The sequence below is a fragment of the Actinoplanes cyaneus genome (assembly GCF_016862095.1).
Classification (GTDB): Bacteria; Actinomycetota; Actinomycetes; order Mycobacteriales; family Micromonosporaceae; genus Actinoplanes; species Actinoplanes cyaneus.
In genome coordinates this window covers 294669-316678 of record NZ_BOMH01000036.1, presented here as the reverse complement: position 1 = coordinate 316678, position 22010 = coordinate 294669, and the positions used below count along the sequence as shown (strand labels likewise).

Annotated in this window: 15 protein-coding genes; 11 read left to right on the top strand and 4 right to left on the bottom strand. The window is 71.4% G+C overall.

The genetic code is table 11. From position 1 onward, the window contains the following. Nucleotide 1 precedes the first annotated feature (1 nt). Genes Acy02nite_RS23805 through Acy02nite_RS23785 form a run of 5 tightly spaced genes read left to right on the top strand, consistent with a single transcriptional unit; the run spans nucleotide 2 to nucleotide 8432 of the window. The gene (locus tag Acy02nite_RS23805; protein ID WP_203744068.1) at nucleotides 2–2347 is read left to right on the top strand and encodes a GTPase-associated protein 1-related protein; all 2346 of its coding nucleotides are present in this window, start codon (nucleotides 2–4) and stop codon (nucleotides 2345–2347) included. Between the two features lie 15 nt (nucleotides 2348–2362). Next, nucleotides 2363–3835 carry a TRAFAC clade GTPase domain-containing protein gene (locus Acy02nite_RS23800; protein WP_203744066.1) on the top strand — a complete coding sequence of 491 codons (1473 nt, stop codon included), beginning with the start codon at nucleotides 2363–2365 and terminating at the stop codon, nucleotides 3833–3835. Nucleotide 3836: 1 nt separating this feature from the next. After that, nucleotides 3837–3980 (top strand): hypothetical protein, encoded by a 144-nt coding sequence (locus Acy02nite_RS23795; RefSeq protein WP_203744064.1) that lies wholly within the window; start codon nucleotides 3837–3839, stop codon nucleotides 3978–3980. Beyond that, complete coding sequence (locus Acy02nite_RS23790; protein WP_203744062.1) at nucleotides 3977–6613, top strand: CHAT domain-containing protein; 2637 nt, start codon at nucleotides 3977–3979, stop codon at nucleotides 6611–6613. The genes Acy02nite_RS23795 and Acy02nite_RS23790 overlap by 4 nt, the downstream gene beginning before the upstream one ends. Before the next feature lies 1 nt (nucleotide 6614). Further along, the gene (locus Acy02nite_RS23785) at nucleotides 6615–8432 is read left to right on the top strand and encodes a hypothetical protein (RefSeq protein ID WP_203744060.1); all 1818 of its coding nucleotides are present in this window, start codon (nucleotides 6615–6617) and stop codon (nucleotides 8430–8432) included. On the opposite strand, the gene Acy02nite_RS23780 is transcribed toward Acy02nite_RS23785, so the two are convergent. Next, nucleotides 8426–10213 (bottom strand): caspase family protein, encoded by a 1788-nt coding sequence (locus Acy02nite_RS23780; RefSeq protein ID WP_203744058.1) that lies wholly within the window; start codon nucleotides 10211–10213, stop codon nucleotides 8426–8428. The two genes, Acy02nite_RS23785 and Acy02nite_RS23780, sit on opposite strands and share 7 nt — an antisense overlap. A gap of 114 nt (nucleotides 10214–10327) precedes the next feature. On the opposite strand from Acy02nite_RS23780, the gene Acy02nite_RS23775 reads away from it, so the two are divergent. Then, a complete protein-coding gene (locus Acy02nite_RS23775; RefSeq protein WP_203744056.1) occupies nucleotides 10328–10837 on the top strand; it encodes a hypothetical protein in 510 nt (169 codons plus the stop codon). Between the two features lie 429 nt (nucleotides 10838–11266). Here Acy02nite_RS23775 and Acy02nite_RS23770 read toward each other — a convergent pair whose 3' ends face one another. Further along, complete coding sequence (locus Acy02nite_RS23770; protein ID WP_203744054.1) at nucleotides 11267–11995, bottom strand: helix-turn-helix domain-containing protein; 729 nt, start codon at nucleotides 11993–11995, stop codon at nucleotides 11267–11269. Nucleotides 11996–12219: 224 nt separating this feature from the next. On the opposite strand from Acy02nite_RS23770, the gene Acy02nite_RS23765 reads away from it, so the two are divergent. Genes Acy02nite_RS23765 through Acy02nite_RS23755 form a run of 3 tightly spaced genes read left to right on the top strand, consistent with a single transcriptional unit; the run spans nucleotide 12220 to nucleotide 14618 of the window. Then, entirely contained in the window at nucleotides 12220–12882 is a 663-nt protein-coding gene (locus Acy02nite_RS23765; protein WP_203744052.1) for a DUF4097 family beta strand repeat-containing protein, read from the top strand. 12 nt (nucleotides 12883–12894) lie between these two features. Beyond that, nucleotides 12895–13839, top strand: a complete 945-nt coding sequence (locus Acy02nite_RS23760) for an ATP-binding cassette domain-containing protein (protein WP_203744050.1) — start codon at nucleotides 12895–12897, stop codon at nucleotides 13837–13839. Next, nucleotides 13836–14618 carry an ABC transporter permease gene (locus Acy02nite_RS23755; protein ID WP_203744048.1) on the top strand — a complete coding sequence of 261 codons (783 nt, stop codon included), beginning with the start codon at nucleotides 13836–13838 and terminating at the stop codon, nucleotides 14616–14618. Before Acy02nite_RS23760 ends, Acy02nite_RS23755 begins: the two co-directional genes overlap by 4 nt. 232 nt (nucleotides 14619–14850) lie before the next feature. Here Acy02nite_RS23755 and Acy02nite_RS23750 read toward each other — a convergent pair whose 3' ends face one another. Next, nucleotides 14851–16452, bottom strand: a complete 1602-nt coding sequence (locus Acy02nite_RS23750; protein ID WP_203744046.1) for a chitinase — start codon at nucleotides 16450–16452, stop codon at nucleotides 14851–14853. Between the two features lie 206 nt (nucleotides 16453–16658). Here Acy02nite_RS23750 and Acy02nite_RS23745 point away from each other — a divergent pair, with 206 nt between their 5' ends. Beyond that, entirely contained in the window at nucleotides 16659–19676 is a 3018-nt protein-coding gene (locus tag Acy02nite_RS23745) for an EAL domain-containing protein (RefSeq protein WP_203744044.1), read from the top strand. 59 nt (nucleotides 19677–19735) lie between these two features. On the opposite strand, the gene Acy02nite_RS23740 is transcribed toward Acy02nite_RS23745, so the two are convergent. After that, a complete protein-coding gene (locus Acy02nite_RS23740; RefSeq protein WP_203744042.1) occupies nucleotides 19736–20869 on the bottom strand; it encodes an outer membrane protein assembly factor BamB family protein in 1134 nt (377 codons plus the stop codon). Between the two features lie 118 nt (nucleotides 20870–20987). On the opposite strand from Acy02nite_RS23740, the gene Acy02nite_RS23735 reads away from it, so the two are divergent. Next, the gene (locus Acy02nite_RS23735; protein ID WP_203744040.1) at nucleotides 20988–21977 is read left to right on the top strand and encodes a hypothetical protein; all 990 of its coding nucleotides are present in this window, start codon (nucleotides 20988–20990) and stop codon (nucleotides 21975–21977) included. Nucleotides 21978–22010 lie beyond the last annotated feature (33 nt).

Genomic DNA, 22010 nt, shown 5'->3' with positions numbered 1-22010 from the left:
GATGGGCGTCCCGCAGATGTACTACACCTCGTGCGAGTCCGGACTGGCCGGATACCCCGGCTTCCAGTTCAACGCGGCGACGCCGGGCGTGCCCGGGGCGGTGCTGCGGCGGGTGGAGCAGGCCACCTCGTACGAGCCGCCCCGCTCCCTCGGTTACGAGCCGACCGCCGAGCAGCTCGCGGCCACCCCGGTCAACCTCTGCTACCTGCCGGGCGCGGACGGCGAGCCGGCGATCCTGGCGCACACCGTGTTCGTCGGCAACGACTACTCGCAGCGCTTCGGGAACTACTTCGTGCACGCGCTCAGCCTCGGCCCGGACGACCTGGCGGGCGCGCGGCCCATCGACTTCTGGGCGGCGGGCTTCTGGGCGCGCTCCGAGGTGCCGTTCGCGGAGTTGCCGGAGCTGGATCCCGTACCGTCGCAGGCTTTCGATCCCGAGGGTTTCCTGCGGGCCGGCCGGCAGGGGACGGTTCCGAAGCTGCTCACCGCTGTCGAGCGGGCGATCGTCACCGGGGACCGGCCGGTGATCGTGGTGGCCGAGGAGACCACCGAGGTCGCGCACTGGATCGCTGCGCTCTGCGAGCTGCTGCCCCCGGCGATGGTCGCCCGGTTCGCGTTCGCCACCTACCAGTACCGGCCCGGCCGTGGCCGCGAGCACCTCGTCGGCACCGTCCCGACCAGCGACTTCACCGTGACCGATTCGGCGCTGCGCAGTTTCGCCGTGTTCGACCTGGCGGGCGGCACGGTGTCCGGCGGCGACGAGCACCCGCTCGCCGAGCTGCTGGCCGTGGCCGGCCCGGCGGACGCCCGGTTCCTCTGGGAGCTGGCCGGTCAGCTCGCCGCCGGGACCGAGCGGGACTTCGACGGGTGGTACCCGGTCGCGGTGGCCGCCGCCCTCTGTGTCCGGCTGCCGGTCAACGAGGGCGACCTCGCCGCGGTGCTGGCCTGGCTGCCCGGCAACGCCGGCCGGCTGCCCCCGGAGACGGTCACCCAGATCGCCGAGGAGTGCCTGGACCACGAGGCGCTCACCCTGCCGCAGTGCCTGGTGCTGGTCGAGGTCGCGGCCGGCCTGCGTGATCCGGATCTGCACGCGAACACCGAGGTCAGCGCGTTCGAACGGCTGCTGCGTGACCCCGCCGCGGCGCCCGCCGACGTGCCGCGCCTGGCCACCCCGGACGGCGCCCGTTACGCCCGGCAGCAGGTCACCACCCGGCTCGGCGGCGCGGCGCCGGGCGACGACACGGTCGCCGTGCTGAGCCTGGCCGTGCGCACCCGGGTGGAGCTCTCCGACGCCGAGCTGGAAGGTTACGGCCACGACCTGGTCACGCCGCTGCTGCTGGCGGATCCGCAGCGGCAGCCACCGGCCGTGCTGCGCAGCGTCCCGGCGCTGCGACGAGGCGTGCTGCGCGGGCTCGGCGAGGCGCTGGCCACCCGCGAACGCGGGGTCCTGGCGGTCGCGACCCGGCTGGCGGGCGGGACCGTGCCGGAGGAGGAGTTCGCCGCCCATCGTCCGCTGCAGCGGATGCTGGAGGTGTCCCGGGCGGCCGGCGACCCGCGCCGGCGGATCCCGGCCCTGAAACGGCTCAGCGACTCCGCCCCGCCGGAACGGGCGGTGGTCACGGCGCTCTGGCCGCACGGCTGGGAGCTGGACGAGGCCGCCGAGGTGGCCCGCGAGGCGCCGGAGCGGTTCTGGGCCTCGGACGCGCTGTTCGGCCTGCTGGACGACGTGCTGGCCAGGCCGGAGATCCCACCGGGTGGCATGCCGCACTTCGTGGCGCTGACCGCGTTCGTCACCAGGGCCAAGCTCGGCGAGCGGCTCTCCCCGGCGGCCCGCGACCGCGTGCGGGAGATGCAGGCCTGCGTGAAGCTGGTCCAGGTTGCCGAGAAGGCCACCGGTGGCAAACTGTCCATTGTGGCCGGGGACGTCGTCGAGCAGCTCCTTGCCGTCCGGCCGCCGGCGAGCCAGTGGCTGGCCGGTCAACTCCCGGCCGTCCTCCTGCGGCTGGACGGCACGACCCTGGCCGAGCTGCTGCTGAAGGTGCCCTCGGCAGTCCGCCGACGCTATCGCGAGCAGCTCGCCGACACCCTGTCCCGCGGCGCCGACCTGGGCCTGGCCGCCACCACCTTCGAGGCGTTCCACCGGTTCACCGGCACCCAGCCGGACCACGCCCGCAAGCTCGACGAGGCGCTGACCGCGTCGGTGGCCCGCTGGAAGTCCCGCGACCTCGACGCGCTGGAGAAGCTGCTCTCCCACAGCAAGGTCGACGGGCTGGCCGAACACCTCACCGAGTGGCGCGAGGCCCGGGTGCCGCGCGGCTTCGGGCGCTTCCTGCCACGACGGCGCTGAGTCGAGGAGCATCGCGTGTTCTACCTGGTCTTCGCCCTCATCTGGTACGCGCTGATCGCCACGATCTTCCTGATCGTGAGCATCCCGCTGATCGCCGTCGCGAGCACCACGTTCCTGGTCCTGTGCACCGCCGCGTACGTGCGGGCGAGCAAGCTGGCTCTGGGCCCGGAGGCGGCGCCGGTGCCGCAGCCCGAGGGTGTCCCCGCCTACGTGCACTACCTCTCCGGGCCGGCCGGGCGTGACCTGCGCCAGGTCGCCGACCTGACCTGGCGGGAGACGCGGGAGGTCGGCGGGAAGGCGCAGTCCTGGCTGAAGAAGCGGTTCTTCTACTACGGCATGGACAACTACCGCCGCGCGGTCGGGGTGCTGATCGCCGCCGGGCTGATCGCCGGCGCCGTGGTCACCGCGCTGGTGATGGCGGTCGTGGCGCTCGGCGCGCTGCTCGTCTGGGGTGTGCTGTTCGTGCTGGCCAAGGCCCTGCTCTACACCCTGCGCGGGGTGGACTCCGGGCTGTCGCAGCTGCGCGGCATCAAGCTGACCTGCCCTGCCTGTCACCACCGGGTGGTCTATCCGGCCTACGACTGCCCCAATCCGTCCTGCGACCGCCGGCACACCGACGTCCGGCCCGGGAAGTACGGCCTGCTGCGCCGGACCTGCGCGTGCGGTGAGCGGATGCCGACGCTGCTGGTGCTCGGCAGCCACCGGATGACCGCGTACTGCCCGCACTGCGCGGCGCCGATGGCCGAGGGCGCCGGGACGGCGCGGGAGTTCCGGACCGTGATGGTCGGCGCGACCACGGCCGGCAAGACGAGGCTGATGCTGGCGCTGGCCGAGACGATGACTGGCGCCCTGGGCGCGTCCCTCGCCGACGAGCCGACCAGGAACACGATCACGCAGATGCGGGCGGCGCTGGGCGCGCGCGGCGAGACCAGCAAGACGCTCGCCGAGGACGCCGTCCGGGCGTACTCGTTCAACCTCGACCGCCGGGTCGTCCACCTCTACGACCTGCCCGGCGAGGACTTCACCGACACGGCACGGCTGCGCCTGCGACGTTTCCTGGACAGCGCGCACGCGTTCGTCTTCGTCGTCGACCCGTTCGCGATCCCGGAGGTCTGGAACTCGCTCGACCCCGCGGCGCAGCGCGAATACCAGTCGGTCCGCTCGTCGCAGCCACCCGGTTACATCTTCGAACAGGTGCTGGAGACCCTGACCGGCGTACGGGCGAAGAAGCTCGCCGACGTGTCGCTGGCCGTGGCGGTCACCAAGAGCGACCTGACCGAGGGGCTGCCGATCTGTGCCGGGCTGGACGACGACGTACGGGCCTGGCTGGCCGACCGGGCCGGCATGGCCAACATGGTGCGCTCGATCGAGAAGTCGTTCGGCAAGGTGCGGTACTTCCACACCAGCGCCCGCGTCACCCGGGACGGGGTGGACCCGCACGTCCAGGACCTGCTCGCCTGGACACTGAACCGCAACGGGGTGAACTGAGATGGCAGTCGTCGATCCGTACCGCCGCTGGCGCAAGGGGGTCCACTACGCCGGCGTCGTCGTGGTCTGCCTGCTCACCCTCGCGGTCCTGGTGTCCCTCGTGGCGTGCCTGGTCGGGGTGTTCACCAACGGGCGGACCGGTTGACCGGCTCTCTGGAGGAGTACGCCGGCATCGCCCTCGCCGCCTCCGGCAACGGCGACCTGAACGAGGCAGTCGCCGCCCTGGAACGGGTGCCGGCCGGCTCACCGGGCCGCGGAACCCTGGCCGCCGCCCTGCTCTGGCCGTTGCTCGCCAACCTCCAGGTCGACCTGCGCACGCTGCGCCGGCTGGGCCGGGTCCTCGCGATCGCCGAGGCGGACCCGCCGGACAGCCCGCACTGGCCGGCCATGCGCGCCGGCGCCCGGGTCGCCGCCCTGATGGCCGACACCCTCGCCGACCGGATCACCGACCCGCACGCCACTCTCGCCGAGCTGGAGCGGCTCGTCGCCGAGGCCGGGACGGACACCCGGTTCACCCCGATCTTCGAGTCGGCCCGGATGGGCCTGACCCTGATGACCGCCCTGCACGACGGCGACGAATCGGCCTACCGCCGGCTGCCGGAGCAGTTCGCGCGGATGCGGGCGAACGCCGGCCCGGGCGCGAAGGACGTGCCGATCGAGGCGCAGCTCGAGCTGATCGAGGCGCTCGTCGCGGCGATGCACGCGCGCCGCAAGGGCACCGACCTGCACGAGGCGCTGCGCCGGGCCGGGCAGGCAGCCGAGCGCCTGCCCGCGGACGACCCGCTGCGCACCATGGTGATGCAGCACCTGGGCGCCCTGTCCGGTGACGCGGTCGCGGACAGCGACCACTGGACGATGACCGACCAGGACCGGGCGATGCAGCGCGGGTTCGCCGCGGCACGCATGCTCGGCATGGGCGAGGAGACCGACCCGCGCAAGATCGAGACGGCGATCGGGCACCTGCGGGAGGCGGTCGCGCTGGTCCCGCCGGACGACCTCAACCGCGCGTTCCACCTGACCGGGCTCGCCATGGGCCTCTTCCGGCGCAGCGAGGTGACCAACTCGACGGCCGGCCTGGACGAGGCGATGAGCCTGCTCACCACGGCCCGGGAGCTGGCCGGCGACGCCGACCACCCGCACTGGTCGCTGATCAACGAACTGCTCGACGCCGTGCAGACCCGGCTCGGTCACACCTCTGCGTCGGAGCATCCCGCCTGGCTGGACGCGATGCGCGGGCACACGTTCCACGTGATGGTGCAGTCCGACCTGGCCGGGGCGGCGCTGGCTGCGGCGGACGCGAGCCAGGACGCTCTGGACTTCGCCCGCCGTGGCCTGCACGACCGGGACGCGGCCGGCGCGATCAAGGCGCTGGACGCCGGCCGCGGCCTGGCCCTGTTCGCCGCCACCGAGGTCGGCCGGGTCGCCGCCCGGCTGCGTGCCGCCGGCCGGGCCGACCTGGCCGTGCGCTGGGAGTCGGCGCTGGCCTCGGGCGACCCGGAGCGGCTGCCGACGACGCTGCGCCGGGAGGCGTTCCGGGTGCTCGCCGAGCAGGGCATGCCGGCGCTGCTCGACCCGCCGGGTCTGCCGGAGATCCGCCGGGCGCTGCGCGACCTGGACGCGGACGTGCTGGTCTACCTCGTCCCCGGCGACCGTGGCCTGCCCGGGCACGCGGTGCTCGCCCCGGCCGACGGCCCGCCGAGCTATCTCACCCTGCCGAACCTGCGCCCCGACGACGACCTGGAGGTCGAGCAATACCTGACGACCGCAGCGCGGCGGGACATGGGCCCGGCCGGCGCCGGCAAGCGGCCGGACACGGCGTTCGCCGGCAGCCTGGACGGGCTGTGCCGCTGGGCGTGGCGGGCCGCGATGGGACCGGTCGTCGAGCAGTACCTGCCCCGGCTGCGCACCCTGCCGGCCGGCCGGCCGCCCCGGATCGTGCTGGTGCCGACCGGCAAGCTGGCGCTGATCCCGTGGCAGGCGGCCCGCCGCCGGGACGGGCGTTACGCCATCGAGTCGGTCGCCGTCTCCCAGGTGGTCTCGGCGCGCATGCTGTGCCACGCGGCCGCCCTCCCGCCGGTGCGGCTCGCGCCGACCGGGCTGATCGTCGGTGACCCGGACACCGGCGGGGTGGCCGACGACCTGCCGTCGGCGCGGGTGGAGGCGTGGGCGATCCGCCGCACGTTCTATCCCGGCGCCCGGTACGTCGGCCGCCGCCTGGACGACAGCGTCAGCCCGACCGGCCCGGGCAGCGCCGACGAGGTGCGCGACTGGCTGACCTCGTCCTCCCCGGGCGCCGGCGCGGTGCTGCACCTGGCCTGCCACGGGTTCGCCTCGACCGGGCGCGGCACTGCCTATCTGCTGCTCGCCGGCGGTGACCGGCTGGCCGCCGAGACGATCGGCCCGCTGCTGGCCCGGGCGCCGGAACGGGAGGTCGGGCTGGTCGTGCTGGCCGGCTGCCACACCGGGCGGGCGATCAGCGGTTACGACGAGGCGTACAGCCTGGGCACCGCGTTCCTGGCAGCCGGGGTGCGCTCGGTGCTCTCCACGCTGTGGCCGATCCCGGACGCCGCGACCTCGGTGCTGATGTTCATGTTCCACCACTTCCTGCGGGTCGAGCGGCGGCCGGTCTGGGACGCGCTGCACCGGGCGCAGCTGTGGATGATCGACCCGCGCCGGGAGCCGCCCGAGCGGATGCCGGCCGAGTTGCGCGACGAGCTGGCCCGCACCGACCCGGCCGAGGTCGCCGCCTGGGCCGGCTTCGTGCACTGGGGACGCTGAGGTGCCCACCGGCTCCGACCCGGCCCGCACGCCCGAACTCCTCGAACGCGCCCGGATCCTGACCGATCGGTACTGGCGGGCCGGGACCGGCCGGTCACGAGCGCTGCCGGAGCTGACCGAGGCGATCGGGGCGCTGACCGAGGCCTACGGCTACTTCGCCGCGGACGACGGCCTGCGCGCGCCGGTCGCGGCACAACTCGGCACGCTGCTGGCCACCCGGCACCTCGGGCATCACGGGCCGGACAGCGATCGGGAGAGCGGTGTCGCGCTGCTCACCGAGGCCCTCGCGAATCCGCGGCTGCCGTTCACGCAGAGTGTGCTGGCCCGGATCATGCTGGGTCAGCTCCACATGAAGGTGGCGGTGGGCAGTCTGCGCACCGGGGGATTCCTCCCCGCGCTGCGACCCGGCGGCGGGCCACAGGTCGAGGCGGCGCGCGCGGCCGCCGGGTGCTTCCGCACGGTCCTCGCCGGGCCCGAGCTGTCATCGCAGGTCACCGCGGCCACCCGGACCATGCTGACGATGGCCGAGGGCTTCGCCGACGCGTTCGGCGGCGTCGGCGTGAACGTCGCCGCGATCACCCGGGCGGTCGCGAGCTTCCAGCAGAGCCGGCGGCAGTGGCACGACCTCGGCATGGGTTCCCTCCTCACCGCCGGGACGCGGCTCGCGCGCACCGATCCGCTGGACCGCCCGGTCCTCCTGGTCGAGGGCGACGATCCGGTCACCCCCGCCGAGCCGCCCGGGCCGGGGCCACGACCTGCCGGAAGCGCCCTCGATCCGCGCCAGGAGCTTCGAGAACAACTGCGGGATCTCCCGTACGGCGGAGCCGGCGCCCTGGCCGGGAAACCGGCCGTGGCCCTCGCCGACGAGCTGGTCGCCCTGGCCACCACGGTCCTGCACAGCGGCGGCGGCACCACGCCCGCCGACCACCTGGCGCTCGCCCTGGGCCTGACCCTGCGCGCCCGCGCCGACGACGGTCCCGGCGCCGGCGACGACCTCGCCGATGCCCGGTCGAGCCTGCGCGCCGCCGCCGCGGGAAACCTGCCACCGGAGTCGTTCCCGCTGTTCCTGCGGCTCTGCCACGCGCTCGCCGAGCCCCGCGTCCGCGGCGCCGGGACCGTCGTCACCGCGGCGCTGCGCGCGGCCGGCGCGGACGCGCTCGCCGTCCCGCAGCCGGACGGGATGCTCGTGCTGCACGCCGCCACCGGTCAGGTCACGCTCGGCACCGCCCACTCCCTGCCACGCCGGACGCTGATCGTCACCGACCGTCCGCCGGCCGCCCCCGGCTCGATCGTCTCCACCCTGGCGAGCCACGCGCAGCTGCTCGACCTGACCGGCCGCAAGCGCCGGGCGATCGTCGAGGAACCGGTGCTGCCGGCCGGGGCGGACGGCGCCGAGCTGCGGCGCTGTTACGGCCGCGGCGAGCTGCTGGACCGCCCGACCGCGGCGGACGTGCTGGCCCGGCTGAGCGCGACAGTGCTGCACCTGGACTGCCCGGTGGGACCGGACGGCGTGCTGCTTCTCGGCGAGGGGACCGAGCTGACCGCGGAGATGGTCGCGGCGGCGCGGATCCGGCGTGCGGGCGGACTGGTGGTGCTGCCGCCGGGAGCGGCGTTTCCGCAGCTCGCAGACGCGTTCCTGACCGCCGGGTTCACCGGGGCGATCGGCTGGCTCGACGCGGTCGGCAAGCCCGCCGCCGTCTACCGGGAGCTGCACCGGCGGCTCGGCGTCGAACGCCAGGACCCGGCGGCGGCCGTGCACGCGCTACGCCGCCGGATGCGCGACGAGGCGCGCGGCCTGACGCACCGCGGCGTCTACTGAGGATTCTCGGTGACGACCGGAACGGTGACCGCGGTCCAGTCGTAGGCGCTCTCGCCGTCCTCCCGATGGTGCGGGCCGCGCAGCCGGATCGAGCGCTGATGCGGTGCGCCGAGCCGGTCGACAGCGGGCAGGACGAACGGCGCCGAGCTGAACTGTTCCTCGGCCACCAGCAGTTTCAGCCAGTCGCGCGTCACGCCGGGCGACCTGCCCCACAGTCTCCCCAGCCGGCCGGGACGGGACGGGACGGAAACCTCCACCGGCTCGCGGTCCAGGGCCCAGCCCGCTGACCGGGCATCGACGAAAGCGCCCGGGAACAGGCCGGTGTAGACGCGATATCCGCTGGTCAGGTTCAGGAGGACGCAGTAGAGACGACGGTTGGTGCGGTTGTAGAGGCGGAGGTAGATCCTCGGCGGGACTCCGTTCTCGTACGCCAGCCTGATCTCGCCGTTGATCGGCGCATTGCCCGGCGCTTTCGGGATGACCTCCAGCGCGACCGCCCCCGCCAGGCGGGACCGAGGATTCTCCAGCGCGCGGATCTGCCGCCAGCGGGCGACGTGCTCCAGGCGTTGCAGGCGTGTCCCGGGACCGGCGGGCACCTCGCCCTCCGGCGTACGGATCCGCGTGCCGCCGACGACCAGGAGTTCCGGCTCCTCGTCGGGGCCGGCAAGCCGTACGTAGGCGGAATGCTCGATCTCCTCCGGCGGAACGCCGGCGACCGTGGTGGCCGGCAGCGGCACCCGGGAGAAGACCATCGGGTACTGCCGCTCCTGGTCCGGCGCCCAGCCGAGCGGCGTGACCAGGCTGCGCTCGGTGAGCACCCGGGTCACCCGCGCCTCCCTCAGCTCGCCGCCGCCCGCCCGTGCCACCCGCAACTCCCCACCGGCTAGCGGCAGGCCGTGGCACGCGCCGGCGTCGAGCTCCCAGCCGTCCCGGCCGTGCCGGATCAGCAACCCCTCCGACAGGCGGGTCGCGCCGCCGAGAAACGGCTGGTCGGTGATGCCGGGCTCGATCGGGTACAGCTGCGGGACCTGCTCGGCGATCCGCGCCTCGACGAGCACGCGGGCCGCCGTCAGCAGCTCCCGGTAGGTGGCGGAACCGCCGAGCCGGCCCAGCGCCCGCAGCAGCGCCCAGCTGAAAACGCCGCGCTGCTCCCCGTCCAGCTCCAGCTCGCGCGCCAGCTCGTGACGCCGGGCCGCGGCGAGAGCGACGTGCCGGGCGCCGGGACGACCCACCGCGTCATACGGCCGGCCGCCCAGCTCGGGCAGCAGCACCGGCGGTCGTTGCCGGGCTGCGTGCAGGCTCGGCCGCGCCGACCGCACCCGGACCGTCAGCCGGCTCGCACCCTCGCTGTGGCAGCTGTCCAGCACCACCGCGACGTGCGCGCCCCGCCCGGCGATCTCGTCGAGCAGCAGCGACAGCTCCTTGTCGAGCAGGTCGGGAACGCCCGGGGTGCGGCTGTCCGCGCAGACCAGCGTCTGCATCATCGGGCCCGTCTCCAGGTGCTGCAGCCCATCGGGCACCGGCACCTGCGAGCCGTGGCCACTGAACCAGAACACCGCCGTGTCGCCGCGGCCGGCCTGCCCGAGATGCCGGTGGATCCCGTCGACGACCGCGGCGCGGGTGGCCTCCGCGTCGAGCAACCGCAGGACCCGCGCGGACGTGCACCTGGTGCGCAGGAACGCGGCCGCGGCGAGCACGTCGTTGCGGCACCCGCGCAGGTCGGGAACGGTCTCCGAGGCGTACGTGTCGATGCCTGCCAGCAGTGCGAAGACGGCGCCCATCGAAGCATTATCGGCCACGCAGGGTAGTGGCACGAATGCGTGATCCACATCGGTCGGTGGATCCATAGAGTCTTCGACATCACCTGAACCGCGCTTTCACCTGGAGACATAGAGATGTTCACGCGTACCTTCGCCGTCCTGATCGCCGCCACCGGGCTGACCTTCGGTGCCGCCGCCTGCTCTTCCACCTCGGCCTCGCAGGCCACCGCCCCGACCCCGCAGGCCACCGCCCCGACCGCCGCGCCTGCCAGCTCCGCGGCAGCCCCCGCGCCCACCGCCTCCAAGGCCGCGGCGAAGGTCGCGCCCGTGACCACCAAGACCACCGCGAGCGACTCCGAATGCCCGGCCACCGAGGCGACGCTGCTGGCCGCCTGGGAGATCAAAAGCGGTCACGCGCCGATCAAGGGCACGCGGCTCACCAAGATCGCCTGCCATGACGGCTGGGCCATCGCGGGCTTCGAGCCGCCCGGGCAGGAGTCCGAGGTCGACAGCTTCCACTACGTGGGCGGCAAGTGGACGTACCTCGGCGGCGGCAGCGCCGGCTACTGCGCGGGCATCCCGGCCGCCGTCCAGAAGCACTTCGCCACGCACGGTCCGCGCGCCTGCGACTCGACCGGCCTGTGACCACCGGGAGCCTGACCGGCATCATCGCTGGTCAGGCTCTCTGCTTGTCCAGGCGCGGTGACCACTGAGGTGCCCGCCGGAATGGTCACGCCGGCCCACCTGGGCGACTCGCCGACGCGGGTCCGTTCAGCGTGGCCGGCCCCGTTGTTGCACACGCCGACCTCGGCCTGCACCACCGTGCCGAGGGCGCCGGTGACCGCGCCGCCGATGGCGACCAGATCGCCGCCCTGCCCGCCGGTCACGGCGACCTCGGCCTGCCGCACGGCGCCGTCCTCGCTGGTCCGCGCCGGTCGCCGGGTTCCAGACGCAGGGTTGCGCCGGTGCCCGGAGCACCGGCCGCCTGGTGCTCGGCCGCGGGCAGCCAGCGATACGGGGCGTACGCCGTCCCGGTCCCGTCTGCCGCGACCTCACCAAAGGTCGCCGCCCCTTTCAGATCACGTCTTGATCTTGATCTGGCTTGGTGAAGAGCACGTCGCGGGCTTGCTCGGCCGACCGCACGATTGCCTCGCTGACGAAGTCGAGGAATCGGGCGACATTCTCCAGGCGTACGGCGGCCGGACTGCTCGCCCCGAGCGCGTTCCCGCCCTGCCGCGCGATCTCGGCGAGCCGCAAGTTCGCCTTTGCGCTGGCAATCGTCGACTGGTACCACAACTCGTTGTCGACGCTGTACCGCTCACGGCGGCGGTCGTCGCGCTCACGGCGGACCAGATCCTGACTCTCCAGAAACGCGATCGACTTGGAGATCGTCGCCGGGCTTACCTCGAGGTGCTGGGCCAGCTCGGCAGCGGTGCGGGTGCCCGAGTCGCTGACGAAGATGGCGGCCAGCACCCGCGACATCATCTTGGCCAGGCCGGACTGGATGAAGACGGTGGTCAGCGTCTCCTCGTAGGCCCGGACGGCCTCGGCGTCGCGCCCCTCCGGCTGCACGGGTGTCTCGCCCCGCGCAGGGGTCTGCCGGCGCTGGCGGGAGCGGCGCTCGGTGGCGTGGTGGGCCAGCTCGGCGCGGTAACCGCCCGGACCGCCGTTGCGCATCACTTCACGCGTGACCGTCGAGGTCGGGCGATCGAGCTGCCGGGCGATCTCCGCATACGCGAGGCCGTCGGCCAGCCCGGCCGCGATCTGCTGACGTTCCTGCTGGCTGAGCCTGCCGCCCGGCATAGCGATCTCCCTCGTCGTGGTGCATGACGCCGCCAGCATAGCGTTCACTTCCATTCCATTGCAACGAACCACCGCGTTGCGTTGCATTCTCCGCACGGCCATTGCAACGATTTAGCGCCGTTGAACTGCAGATTCGGTTTCCTAGTGCAACAAGCTTGTTGCCTCTTTCGCGAACGCAACGTAGCGTTTCGCACATCGGAAACGAAGCATCGAGGGAGAAAACAGTGAACAAGTTCGACACCACCGCCCCGATCACCGCCGTCCTCGACATCCCCGCCGGCCGCATCCAGGTCATCGCCGCCGACCGGTCCGACACCGTCGTCGAGGTCCGGCCGGCCGACGCCTCGAAGAGCCGGGACGTCAAGGTCGCCGAGGAGACCCGGGTCGAGTTCGCCGACGGGATCCTGCGGATCGAGGCGTCCGCGAAGAACCAGATCCTCGGCAGCTCCGGCTACCTCGAGGTGACCGTCCAGCTGCCGGCCGGCTCACGGGTCGAGGCCAAGGTGGCCGCCGCTGACCTGCGCGGCGTCGGCCGGCTCGGCGACGTCACCTTCGAGGGCGCGCAGGGCGAGATCAAGCTCGACGAGGTCGCCGGCCTGCGCTCCACGACCGCCGCCGGCGACGTGGTGATCGGCCGGCTCACCGACGCCGCCGACATCAGGACCGGCAAGGGCGACATCCGGATCACCGAGGCGGTACGCGGCGCGGTCGTGCTGACCACCCAGGCCGGGTCGATCTCGGTGGGCGCCGCTCGGGGCGTCTCCGCGGCGCTCGTCGCCCGCACCGGCTACGGCGAGATCAGCAACAGCCTCAAGAACGACGGCTCGATCGAGCTCGACATCCACGCCACCACCTCGTACGGCGACATCGCCGCCCAGAGCAACTGAGGAGTCCCGGACATGACGAACCTGGCCATCGCAGCGGAAGGGCTGCACAAGTCGTACGGCGAGAAGGTCGTTCTCGACGGGGTCGACATCGCCGTACCGCAAGGATCGATCTTCGCCCTGCTGGGGCCGAACGGCGCCGGCAAGACGACCGCCGTGAAGATCCTCTCCACGCTGCTCTCCGCGGGTCCCGCCTCGGGCGGGATCCGGGTCGGCGGTCACGACCTGGCCACCGACCCGCAGGCGGTGCGCGCCGCGATCGGCGTCACCGGCCAGTTCTCGGCGGTCGACGGCCTGATCACCGGCGAGGAGAACATGCGGCTCATGGCGGACCTGCACCACCTGTCCCGCGAGGAGGGGCAGCGCGTCACCGCCGAGCTGCTGGAGCGCTTCGACCTGGTGGAGGCGGCGAGGAAACCGGCCTCCACCTACTCCGGCGGCATGAAGCGCCGTCTCGACATCGCGATGACGCTGGTCGGCAGCCCGCGGATCATCTTCCTCGACGAGCCGACCACAGGTCTCGACCCGCGCAGCCGGCACAACATGTGGCAGATCATCCGGGAGCTCGTCGCCTCCGGCGTCACGGTCTTCCTCACCACGCAGTACCTGGAGGAGGCCGACGAGCTGGCCGACCGGATCGCGGTGCTCAACGACGGGAAGATCGTCGCCGAGGGCACCGCGGGCGAGCTGAAGCGGCTCATCCCGGGCGGGCACGTCCGGCTCCGCTTCACCGACCCGGCCGCCTACCAGAGCGCCGCGGCGGCGCTGCCCGACGCGGCCCGCGACGACGAGTCGCTGTCGCTGCAGATCCTCAGCGACGGCAGCCAGCGCGACCTGCGCTCGGTGCTCGACCTGCTGGACTCCGCCGGCGTCGAGGCCGACGAGCTGACCGTGCACACCCCCGACCTGGACGACGTGTTCTTCGCCCTGACCGGAAAACTCGAGGAGACTGTCCGATGAGCACCCTTTCCCTGGCCGTCCGCGACTCGTCCACGATGCTGCGCCGAAACCTGCTGCACGCCCGCCGGTACCCGTCGCTGACACTGAACCTGCTGCTCACCCCGATCATGCTGCTGCTGTTGTTCGTCTACATCTTCGGCGACACCCTGGGCGCGGGGCTCGGCGGCGGCAGATCGGAGTACATCGCGTACCTGGTCCCCGGCCTGCTGCTGATGACCATCGGCAGCACGGTGATCGGCACCGCCGTCTCGGTCTCCACCGACATGAGCGAGGGCATCATCGCCCGCTTCCGCACCATGGCGATCCACCGCGGCTCGGTGCTCGTCGGCCACGTCATCGGCAGCGTCCTCCAGTCGGTCGCCAGCGTGGTCCTGGTCGGCGCGGTCGGGGTGGCGATCGGCTTCCGCTCCACGGACGCCACCGTCGTGGACTGGCTGCTCGCCTTCGGGCTGCTGGTGCTCTTCGCCCTGGCGCTCACCTGGATCGCGGTCGGGATGGGCCTGATCAGCCCGAACGCCGAGGCGGCCAGCAACAACGCGATGCCGCTGATCCTGCTGCCGCTGCTGTCCAGCGCCTTCGTCCCGGTCGACAAGATGCCCGGCTGGTTCCAGCCGATCGCCGAGTACCAGCCCTTCACCCCGGCCATCGAAACCCTGCGCGGCCTGCTCCTGGGCACCCCGATCGGCCACAACGGCTGGCTCGCGGTCGCCTGGTGCGTCGGCCTCGCGATCCTCGGCTACTTCTGGGCCACCGCGAAGTTCAACAACGACCCGAAGTAAGTCACCGCCTGAACCGGAAAGGCCCGGACCGCATTCGCCGCGGGCCGGGCCTTCCGCACGTGCCAAACTCAACGAAACCGAAGCAGTACCGGTCGCGCGATTGTCCTCAGGGGACGGACCCGAGAGCGCTTGCGGGTGCTCTTTCGCATTAACTGGGAACGGCCGGAATACCGCGACGCCCGCGACGAAATGTCGCGGGCGTCACAGCGTACGAGAGATCAATGTGCAGTTGTCAGTTGGTGTCCGGCTCGCCGGGGACGGTGAAGAGGGGGAGCCAGGCGTCGTCGGCGTCGATGGGGAATTCGGTGGACGGGACCTCGTCCTTGACGGCCCACCGCGCCTCGTAGGGCAGGCCCTCGAAGAGAACCCGGTCGCCCCGCTTGTAGCTGGTGCCGGACGTCCACGGCTTGGTGACGCCGGTGACCGCCGGGGTCGGCCTGGGTGCCTTCTCGACCGGGCTGACCGGGCCGATCACCGACCAGGCGGTCTGCGTGCCGGCGGGCGGGGCCGCGGACGGGTCGAGGCCGGAGTTGGCCCACTTGGCCTCGTAGACGACGCCGTGCCAGACCACCTTGTAACCGGCGGTGTAGAGGGCGGTCAGGCGCCAGATCGGGTACGGGCTGGTCTTCGGGTCGTCGACGCTGGCCGTCTGATCCGGGATGTCGACCGCCTCGGCGCTGCTGTTCGCCGCCTTGCCGGGCAGCCCGGCGAAGATCTTCGAGAAGGCGAGCGACTCCTGCTCGACGCCGCTGCAGGTGTTGGAGTGCACCACCACGTTGGCGAACGTGCCCTGGCAGGCGGCGTCCCGGTTGATCGACCACATGGAGACCCGGCCGAGACCCTTGTCGACGGCGAAGTCAGCGAGACCCTGCGCGTTGTCGACGGTGAACCGCTCGGTGTCGATGTCGTTCTGGCCGATCATCGGGGTGGCCCCGATCAGCGACCAGACCTGCGGCGACGTGAGCTTCTTGCCGAGCTGCAGGTACAGGTCGGTGAGCTGCTTGTGGGTGCCGTTCAGGGCGCTGGTGCTCAACGCCAGCATGTCCGGGTTCTTGTCGCCGTTGTTGAAGTCCATCGTCATCACGTTGACGCCGCGCAGGGCGACGCCACCGTCCAGCATGCCGCGGACCAGGCCGACCCCGTCGGCGGTCAAGCCCTCCGGCGTGACCGGCAGGGTCAGCCACACGTCGAGTGACTTGCCGGCGACCTGCCGCTCCTTCTGCACCGTTGCCACGGCCGTGACGCGGCGCGCGAGGGACGCCTGATCGGCGACGGCGGTGCCTTCGATGTCGAGGTCCAGGGTCTTCACGTCGTACCGTTTGACCAGCTGACGGTAGGCGTCGGTGAGCTTGCCCTGGTCGGTGCAGGCGACCGCCAGTTCCTTGTTGCTGAGCCCGCCGAGGCTGAGCGTGATGTCACCGCCGGACTGGCGCAGCTGGTCGATACGGCGGTCGAGCTCGAGGGACGACGCCGCGCCGTCCAGCGTGTACGCGCCACCCCAGCTCGGGGTGCACACGTTCTTCGGGTCGGCGACGACGAAGCCGAGCGCGATGTTCCTGGCCGGGTTCGCGGTGGGGTCCTGGAACTGGAACGTCGGAGTCAGCGTGACGTCGACGTACGGAACGGCCCAGGATTTCGCCGTGGGGCCGGCCGTGTCCCGCAGGTGGATCACGCCCATGGTGCCACCGGCGCCGATCAGGCCGAGTGCGAGAACGAGAACTCCCAGCCTCGTCCACGACAGGCGGCGACGCGGCTGCTCCGGTTCCTGCCATTCCGGGTCGGCGAGCGGATCGTGATCCGCCCGCACGGCTACGGGTGTGGCGCGGTCCGTCATGAAAGCCCTTCCCTTTTTTTAAAGTCGCCAAACGCTGGCGTGCCCGAGCAGATTTAGCGATCGGGCAAAAGGACGACGAAGGGCAGACGCGGGACCCGTCGTTCCAATCTGGAATCGGGAGCGCCAAAACGTGTCCGCGCAATGACAATTCGGCGCGGGCATCGCCAATCGATGCCGCGAAACAGCATCGAAAGGCCCAAAAACGCATGCCACGCACACGGGCGGACGAGCGCAAGCCGGACGCCAAGCGCCAATGGGGGGCCGACCGGAGGACGGAACCTCATCCGATCGTTCCGCCCCCGGTCTCCGAAGGCAGGATCACCCGCGGCCGGCTCGCGATCGTGGTGACCATCACGGTCTGGGCCTGTTACATCGCTTACACGATCTTCCAGCAGTTCATCGAGGGGCACGCCGACAGCGCCCGGCTCGGTGCCGAGGCGATCGTGTACATGCTCGTCATCACCGGGCTGGCCGCGTCCGCGATCGCGTACCTGATCACGCGGATCGGCTACTTCTACCGCGGGCGTGGTCATCAGCGCGCGCCGCGGATCATGCTCGACGAGTTCATCGGCGGGAAGAAGCCCAGTCTTACGGTTCTGGTCCCCTCATATCAGGAGGACGAGCGGACCAACCGCAACACGCTGCTCTCCGCCGCGCTGCAGGAGTACCCCGGCCTGCGGGTGACGCTGCTGATCGACGACCCGCGCACGCCGAAGACGCGGGCCGCCCGTGACATGCTCCTCGCCGCCCGCGCGCTGCCCGGCAAGATCGAGGCCGAGCTGAACGTCCCGTTCCACCGGGTCTCCGGGGCGTTCGCGAGCTTCGACGAGCAGGTGCGTTACCGCGGTGGCTACCTCGTGGTGCCGGACGACATGCGACGGCTCTCCGACGAGTACCAGTTCGCCTCGAACTGGCTCTACGAGCTCGGCGCCAAGCAGGAGATGGTCGACCACACCGACACGTTCTTCGTCGAGCACATCCTGCACCCGCTCGCGGCGGACCTCGGCCAGATCGCGGGCGCGCTCGACAAGGGCGCCGACGAGCAGGTCGCGCTGCCGATGGCGCGGATGAACCAGCTCTACCGGCGGCTGCTCGCGATCTTCGACGCGCAGGTCACCAGCTTCGAGCGCAAGAAGTACGTGTCGCTGTCGCACGAGCCCAACAAGGCGATGAACCTCAACAGCTACATCGGGCTGATGGGTGGCGCATACCAGGAGATCAACACGCCGCTGGGCACCGCGCTGGTGACGGCCGGCCCGAACCGGGCGGATCTGGTCGTCCCGAACCCGGACTACGTGCTGACGCTCGACGCGGACAGCGTTCTGCTTCCCGAGTACGCGTTGCGCCTTGTCCACCTCATGGAGCAGGGCGCGTACGCGCAGCACGCGGTGGTGCAGACGCCGTACAGCGCATACCCCGGATCGGCGACCCGCATCGAGCGGATCTCCGGTGCGACGACGGACATCCAGTACATCGTGCACCAGGGCATGACGCATTACGGCGCGACGTTCTGGGTGGGGGCCAACGCCGTACTGCGGAAGAAGGCTCTCGACGAGATCTGCGAGGTCGCGTACGAGGGTGACTGGGAGATCAAGCGCTACATCCAGGACCGCACGGTCATCGAGGACACCGAGTCGACGATCGACCTGGGGGTGCGCGGCTGGATGCTGCACAACTACCCCGAGCGGATGGCCTACAGCGCGACCCCGCCGGATTTCGGCTCGCTCGCCATCCAGCGTCAGCGCTGGGCCAACGGTGGTCTGCTGATCCTGTCCCGGCTGAAGGACCAGTTCCGCGCGAAGTCGAAGCGTGAGGACAAGAACCGCTTCGGTGAGTACTTCCTACGGGTCAACTACATGGCCTCCATCTTCTGGAGCTCCGTGTGCCTCGTGGTGATGCTCGTCTACCCGTTCAACAACGAGCTGCTCAACCCGTTCCTGCTGCTCATCTCGGTGCCGTACTTCTTCATGATGTCCGCCGACCTGAAGCACCTGGGTTACAAGCGCTCCGACATGCTGCGGATCTACGGCTTCAACCTGATCCTGCTGCCGGTCAACCTGTCCGGCAGCATCGCCTCGCTGCTGCAGCTGCTGACCGGTGAGAAGAGCACGTTCAAGCGCACGCCGAAGGTCCGCGACCGCACGACGGCGGCGACCGCCTACCTGGTGCTGCCGCTGGCGCTGATCGCGCTCTGCGTCTACACCGTGTGGCACGACGTCCAGCTGCGGCAGTGGAACAACCTGGTCTTCGCCGGCCTGAACCTGCTCCTCTCGCTCTACGCGATGGTCGCGTTCGTCGGCCTCGGCAACACCGTCGTCGACCTGCTGACCCACCTACGCGACTGGCTCGTCCCGACGGTCAAGCCGAAGAAGGTCAAGAAGGCCAAGGTCAAGAAGGCGGACGCGGCCACGGCCGTCAAGCCGGCCGCGGTCGGTGACTGGGCGCAGGTGCTGCACTACCGCGAGGAACGCGGCACCGGCGCCGGTCAGGTCACCGTGCGACTGCAGCGGTCCGACACCGGCGCGTGGAAGAGCGACAAGTCGAAGTCGACCCAGGCACACCTCTTCGAGGAGTTCAGCTTCTTCACGGTGTTCCAGCCGATCTACAACATGATCAACGGGCACGTCGTCGGGTACGAGGCGCTCACCCGCTTCGCCGACGGCAGCAACCCGAAGGAGAGCCTGGAGGCGGCGCAGCAGCGGGGCGTGCACCTCGCACTGGACGCCGCGCTGGTCCAGGCCGCGATCGCGTCGTCGCAGTCACTGCCGAACGGCACCTGGCTGGCCGTCAACGTCTCGGCCGACCTGCTGAGCCGTCCGCACGAGCTGATGCCGCTGCTCGCCGAGGCGAAGCGCCCGCTGGTGGTCGAGGTCGGTGACGCGGCTCCGGCCGACTTCGCCCAGCTCGGGGGGGTGCGGCTCTCGATCGACGACCTCGGCGCCGGTTACGAGACGCTGGCGCGGATCGAGTCGCTGCGCCCTGCCTTCCTCAAGCTCGGGCAGGAGACGCTGCAGGGCCTGGAGAACGAGACGGCTCGGCAGGCCGCGATCCGGACGCTGGTGGAGTTCGCCGGCCAGCACGGGTGCACGGTGATCGCGGAAGGCATCGAGACGGCGGCTCAGCGAGACGCGCTGATGGCCTGCGGGGTGCCGTTCGGTCAGGGCTTCTACCTGGGCAAGCCGGTTCCGGTGGAGCGGCTGCTCGCCGGGGTCGGCGGCTGGTAGCCCGCCTCGGTCCGTGGTGAGCGGTGGCCGTCTCGTTCGTCGAGGCGGCCACCGTTCGTTCAGGGGGCGTAGGACCGGACGGCCCGCCGGTGCGTGGTCAGCAGCCGCCCGCCGGCGGGCACCACGTGCGTGGTCAACCCGGTGAAGGTCACCTTCGAGCCCACCGGCCTGCCGTCGACCGGGGACAGAAGAACCAGATTCCCCTTCCCCGACAGTACGTACAGCAGGCCCCCGGCCCGGACCGGCTCCCGTGGCGAGTCGACCGCCCGGGTCCAGAGCAGCCGCCCGGTCCCCGCGTCGTAGGTGTTGACCCGTCCCGCCGAGGCGACATAGACCCGCCGCCCGTCCGCCGCGAGGTCGCCGGCCTCCTTCGGCGCCTGCCAGAGTTGACGACCGTCGGCGGCGGCCCGGGCGCAGAGGCCTGTCGAGTCCCGGAGATAGAACTGCGTGCCGTCCGGATTCGCCGCGACCGCGACCGGCCCGAGGTCGTTGCCCCAGATCGTCGTGCCCGTGCCGATCCGGCCGGCCCAGGTCTCGGCGTCTCCGGCGGTGCGGCGCAGCAGGATCGTCCCGCCCGCGGAGACCTGCCCGGCGAGTTCCTCCTCACGATGCGTCCAGAGTGGTGTCCCGTCATTGAGCCGGTAAGTGTTCACCCCGTGCCCCGCTTCGCACGTGCGGCAGTACCCGGACGTGACGATCACCCCGGCGTCGGCCACGACCGCGTCGATGGTCCACTCGCCGGTCCGGCGCCACCGCTGCGCGCCGGTCCTCACGTCGAGCGCGACGAGCGACCCGTCGTAGTCGCTGTTCGACTCGCAGCTGGTGCCGGCGACCAGGACGAGCCCGCCGGTCACGACCGGTCCCGCGGTGACTCGGCCGAAGCCGGTGTTGATCCACAGGCGCTTGCCGGTCGTGGCGCTGCGCGCCGCCACCCCACCGCCCTCCAGCAGGACGACCCGGTCGTCGACGGCCCTGGGCGCGACCTGGACGGACTCGCATCCGGGCCGGTCCGGCGCGGGTTCGACGGTCCAGCGAAGTCTCAGGCGGGCGACCGATCCGGCGTTGATCACGGACTCGGCGGGGTTGTAGCGGGTGTTCCCGGGACCGTAGCCGTCCTGCCCCCAGGAGGCGGGTGCGGGTGCTGAGCCGAGCCCGGTAGCCAGGATTAGTGCGATTACACCGACTTTGACCATTTACTGATGATCGACGCTGGGGTAGCTCCGAACTCACGATGACACCAAAGGATGGAAAATCCGACAAGTTCGGTATAAAAGGTTTGAAACGGATTGAATCAGTTCGGAGGTGGTACCCGTGCTGATCGGCGCGTCCATCGCGGCCGGAGACATCGATGTCTACGAGCCGCTGTTTTCCGGGAACGACATCATGCGGATCTTCCCCGTCGACGTCGCCATCGGTGGCGTCAAGCGGAAGGTCCTCCCGAACTGGTCCGACAAGCGACTGGACTACTGCCGGCGCACGCGGACCATCCCGTTCCTGAGCTGCAAGATCGACGGTCACAGCGGCGGACTCGACCACGTCCGGGAACAGCTGCGGCAGATGCCGGCCTGGATCATCGACGACCCGGCGATGCGCGTCTACATCACCGACCGGCACGAGCCCGAGGGTGACCTGGACGGCGGCCCGGCGGCGTACCGGCGCAACTTCGCGAAGTTCCTCGCCATGATCGACAGCCTGCCGGCCCTGATCCGGCACAACATCAGCTGCGGCCCGGTCCTGACGAAGACCTGGACCGAGAACAACGGCGAGGACAAGGGCCATTTCAAGTACGAGACGTACGACCCCGGCACCGGCGACTTCCTCGGCATCGACTGCTACGTGCCGGCCGGGACACGCGAGCACGTGATGAGCCCGGCGCGGCTGCCGGCGCCGGCCGAGTTCCTGAAGCACGTGAAGGCGTACCAGTTCAGCCCGGCCGACACCCGGCCGCGGATCTTCCCGGAGCTCGGCCTGATCGGCATGCCCGCGGACCACGACGGTTCGGCCCGCGCCGCCTGGATCAAGGGGGTGCACGACGAGGTCGCCGGCTGGCGGCGCCCGTGGGACTTCCTCGGCTGGATCTGGTGGAACCAGAAGGGCAACAACACCGGCGACGTCGAGCTGATCGGCGGACGGCGCGACTTCGCGCTCGACATGCGCACAGTGGACGCGCACACCGTGGTGAAGCTGAACCCACCCAAGCCGTTGCAGACGTTCAACGCGATCTGGAAGGCGCAGCATCGCCCGGCCACGCCGGCCCGCCCGCACGACGCCCAGCCGGTGGCGGCCGCCACCGGCGTCTGACCTCCCCAGACCGATGGCCCTGTCCTTGCCCCG

Excerpts from the sequence above, each read along its gene's own strand:
- Acy02nite_RS23805 (WP_203744068.1), top strand. The coding sequence starts at position 2 with ATGGGCGTCCCGCAGATGTACTACACCTCGTGCGAGTCCGGACTGGCC.
- Acy02nite_RS23795 (WP_203744064.1), top strand. The coding sequence starts at position 3,837 with ATGGCAGTCGTCGATCCGTACCGCCGCTGGCGCAAGGGGGTCCACTAC.
- Acy02nite_RS23780 (WP_203744058.1), bottom strand. The coding sequence starts at position 10,213 with ATGGGCGCCGTCTTCGCACTGCTGGCAGGCATCGACACGTACGCCTCG.
- Acy02nite_RS23775 (WP_203744056.1), top strand. The coding sequence starts at position 10,328 with ATGTTCACGCGTACCTTCGCCGTCCTGATCGCCGCCACCGGGCTGACC.
- Acy02nite_RS23770 (WP_203744054.1), bottom strand. The coding sequence starts at position 11,995 with ATGCCGGGCGGCAGGCTCAGCCAGCAGGAACGTCAGCAGATCGCGGCC.
- Acy02nite_RS23760 (WP_203744050.1), top strand. The coding sequence starts at position 12,895 with ATGACGAACCTGGCCATCGCAGCGGAAGGGCTGCACAAGTCGTACGGC.
- Acy02nite_RS23755 (WP_203744048.1), top strand. The coding sequence starts at position 13,836 with ATGAGCACCCTTTCCCTGGCCGTCCGCGACTCGTCCACGATGCTGCGC.
- Acy02nite_RS23750 (WP_203744046.1), bottom strand. The coding sequence starts at position 16,452 with ATGACGGACCGCGCCACACCCGTAGCCGTGCGGGCGGATCACGATCCG.
- Acy02nite_RS23745 (WP_203744044.1), top strand. The coding sequence starts at position 16,659 with ATGCCACGCACACGGGCGGACGAGCGCAAGCCGGACGCCAAGCGCCAA.
- Acy02nite_RS23740 (WP_203744042.1), bottom strand. The coding sequence starts at position 20,869 with ATGGTCAAAGTCGGTGTAATCGCACTAATCCTGGCTACCGGGCTCGGC.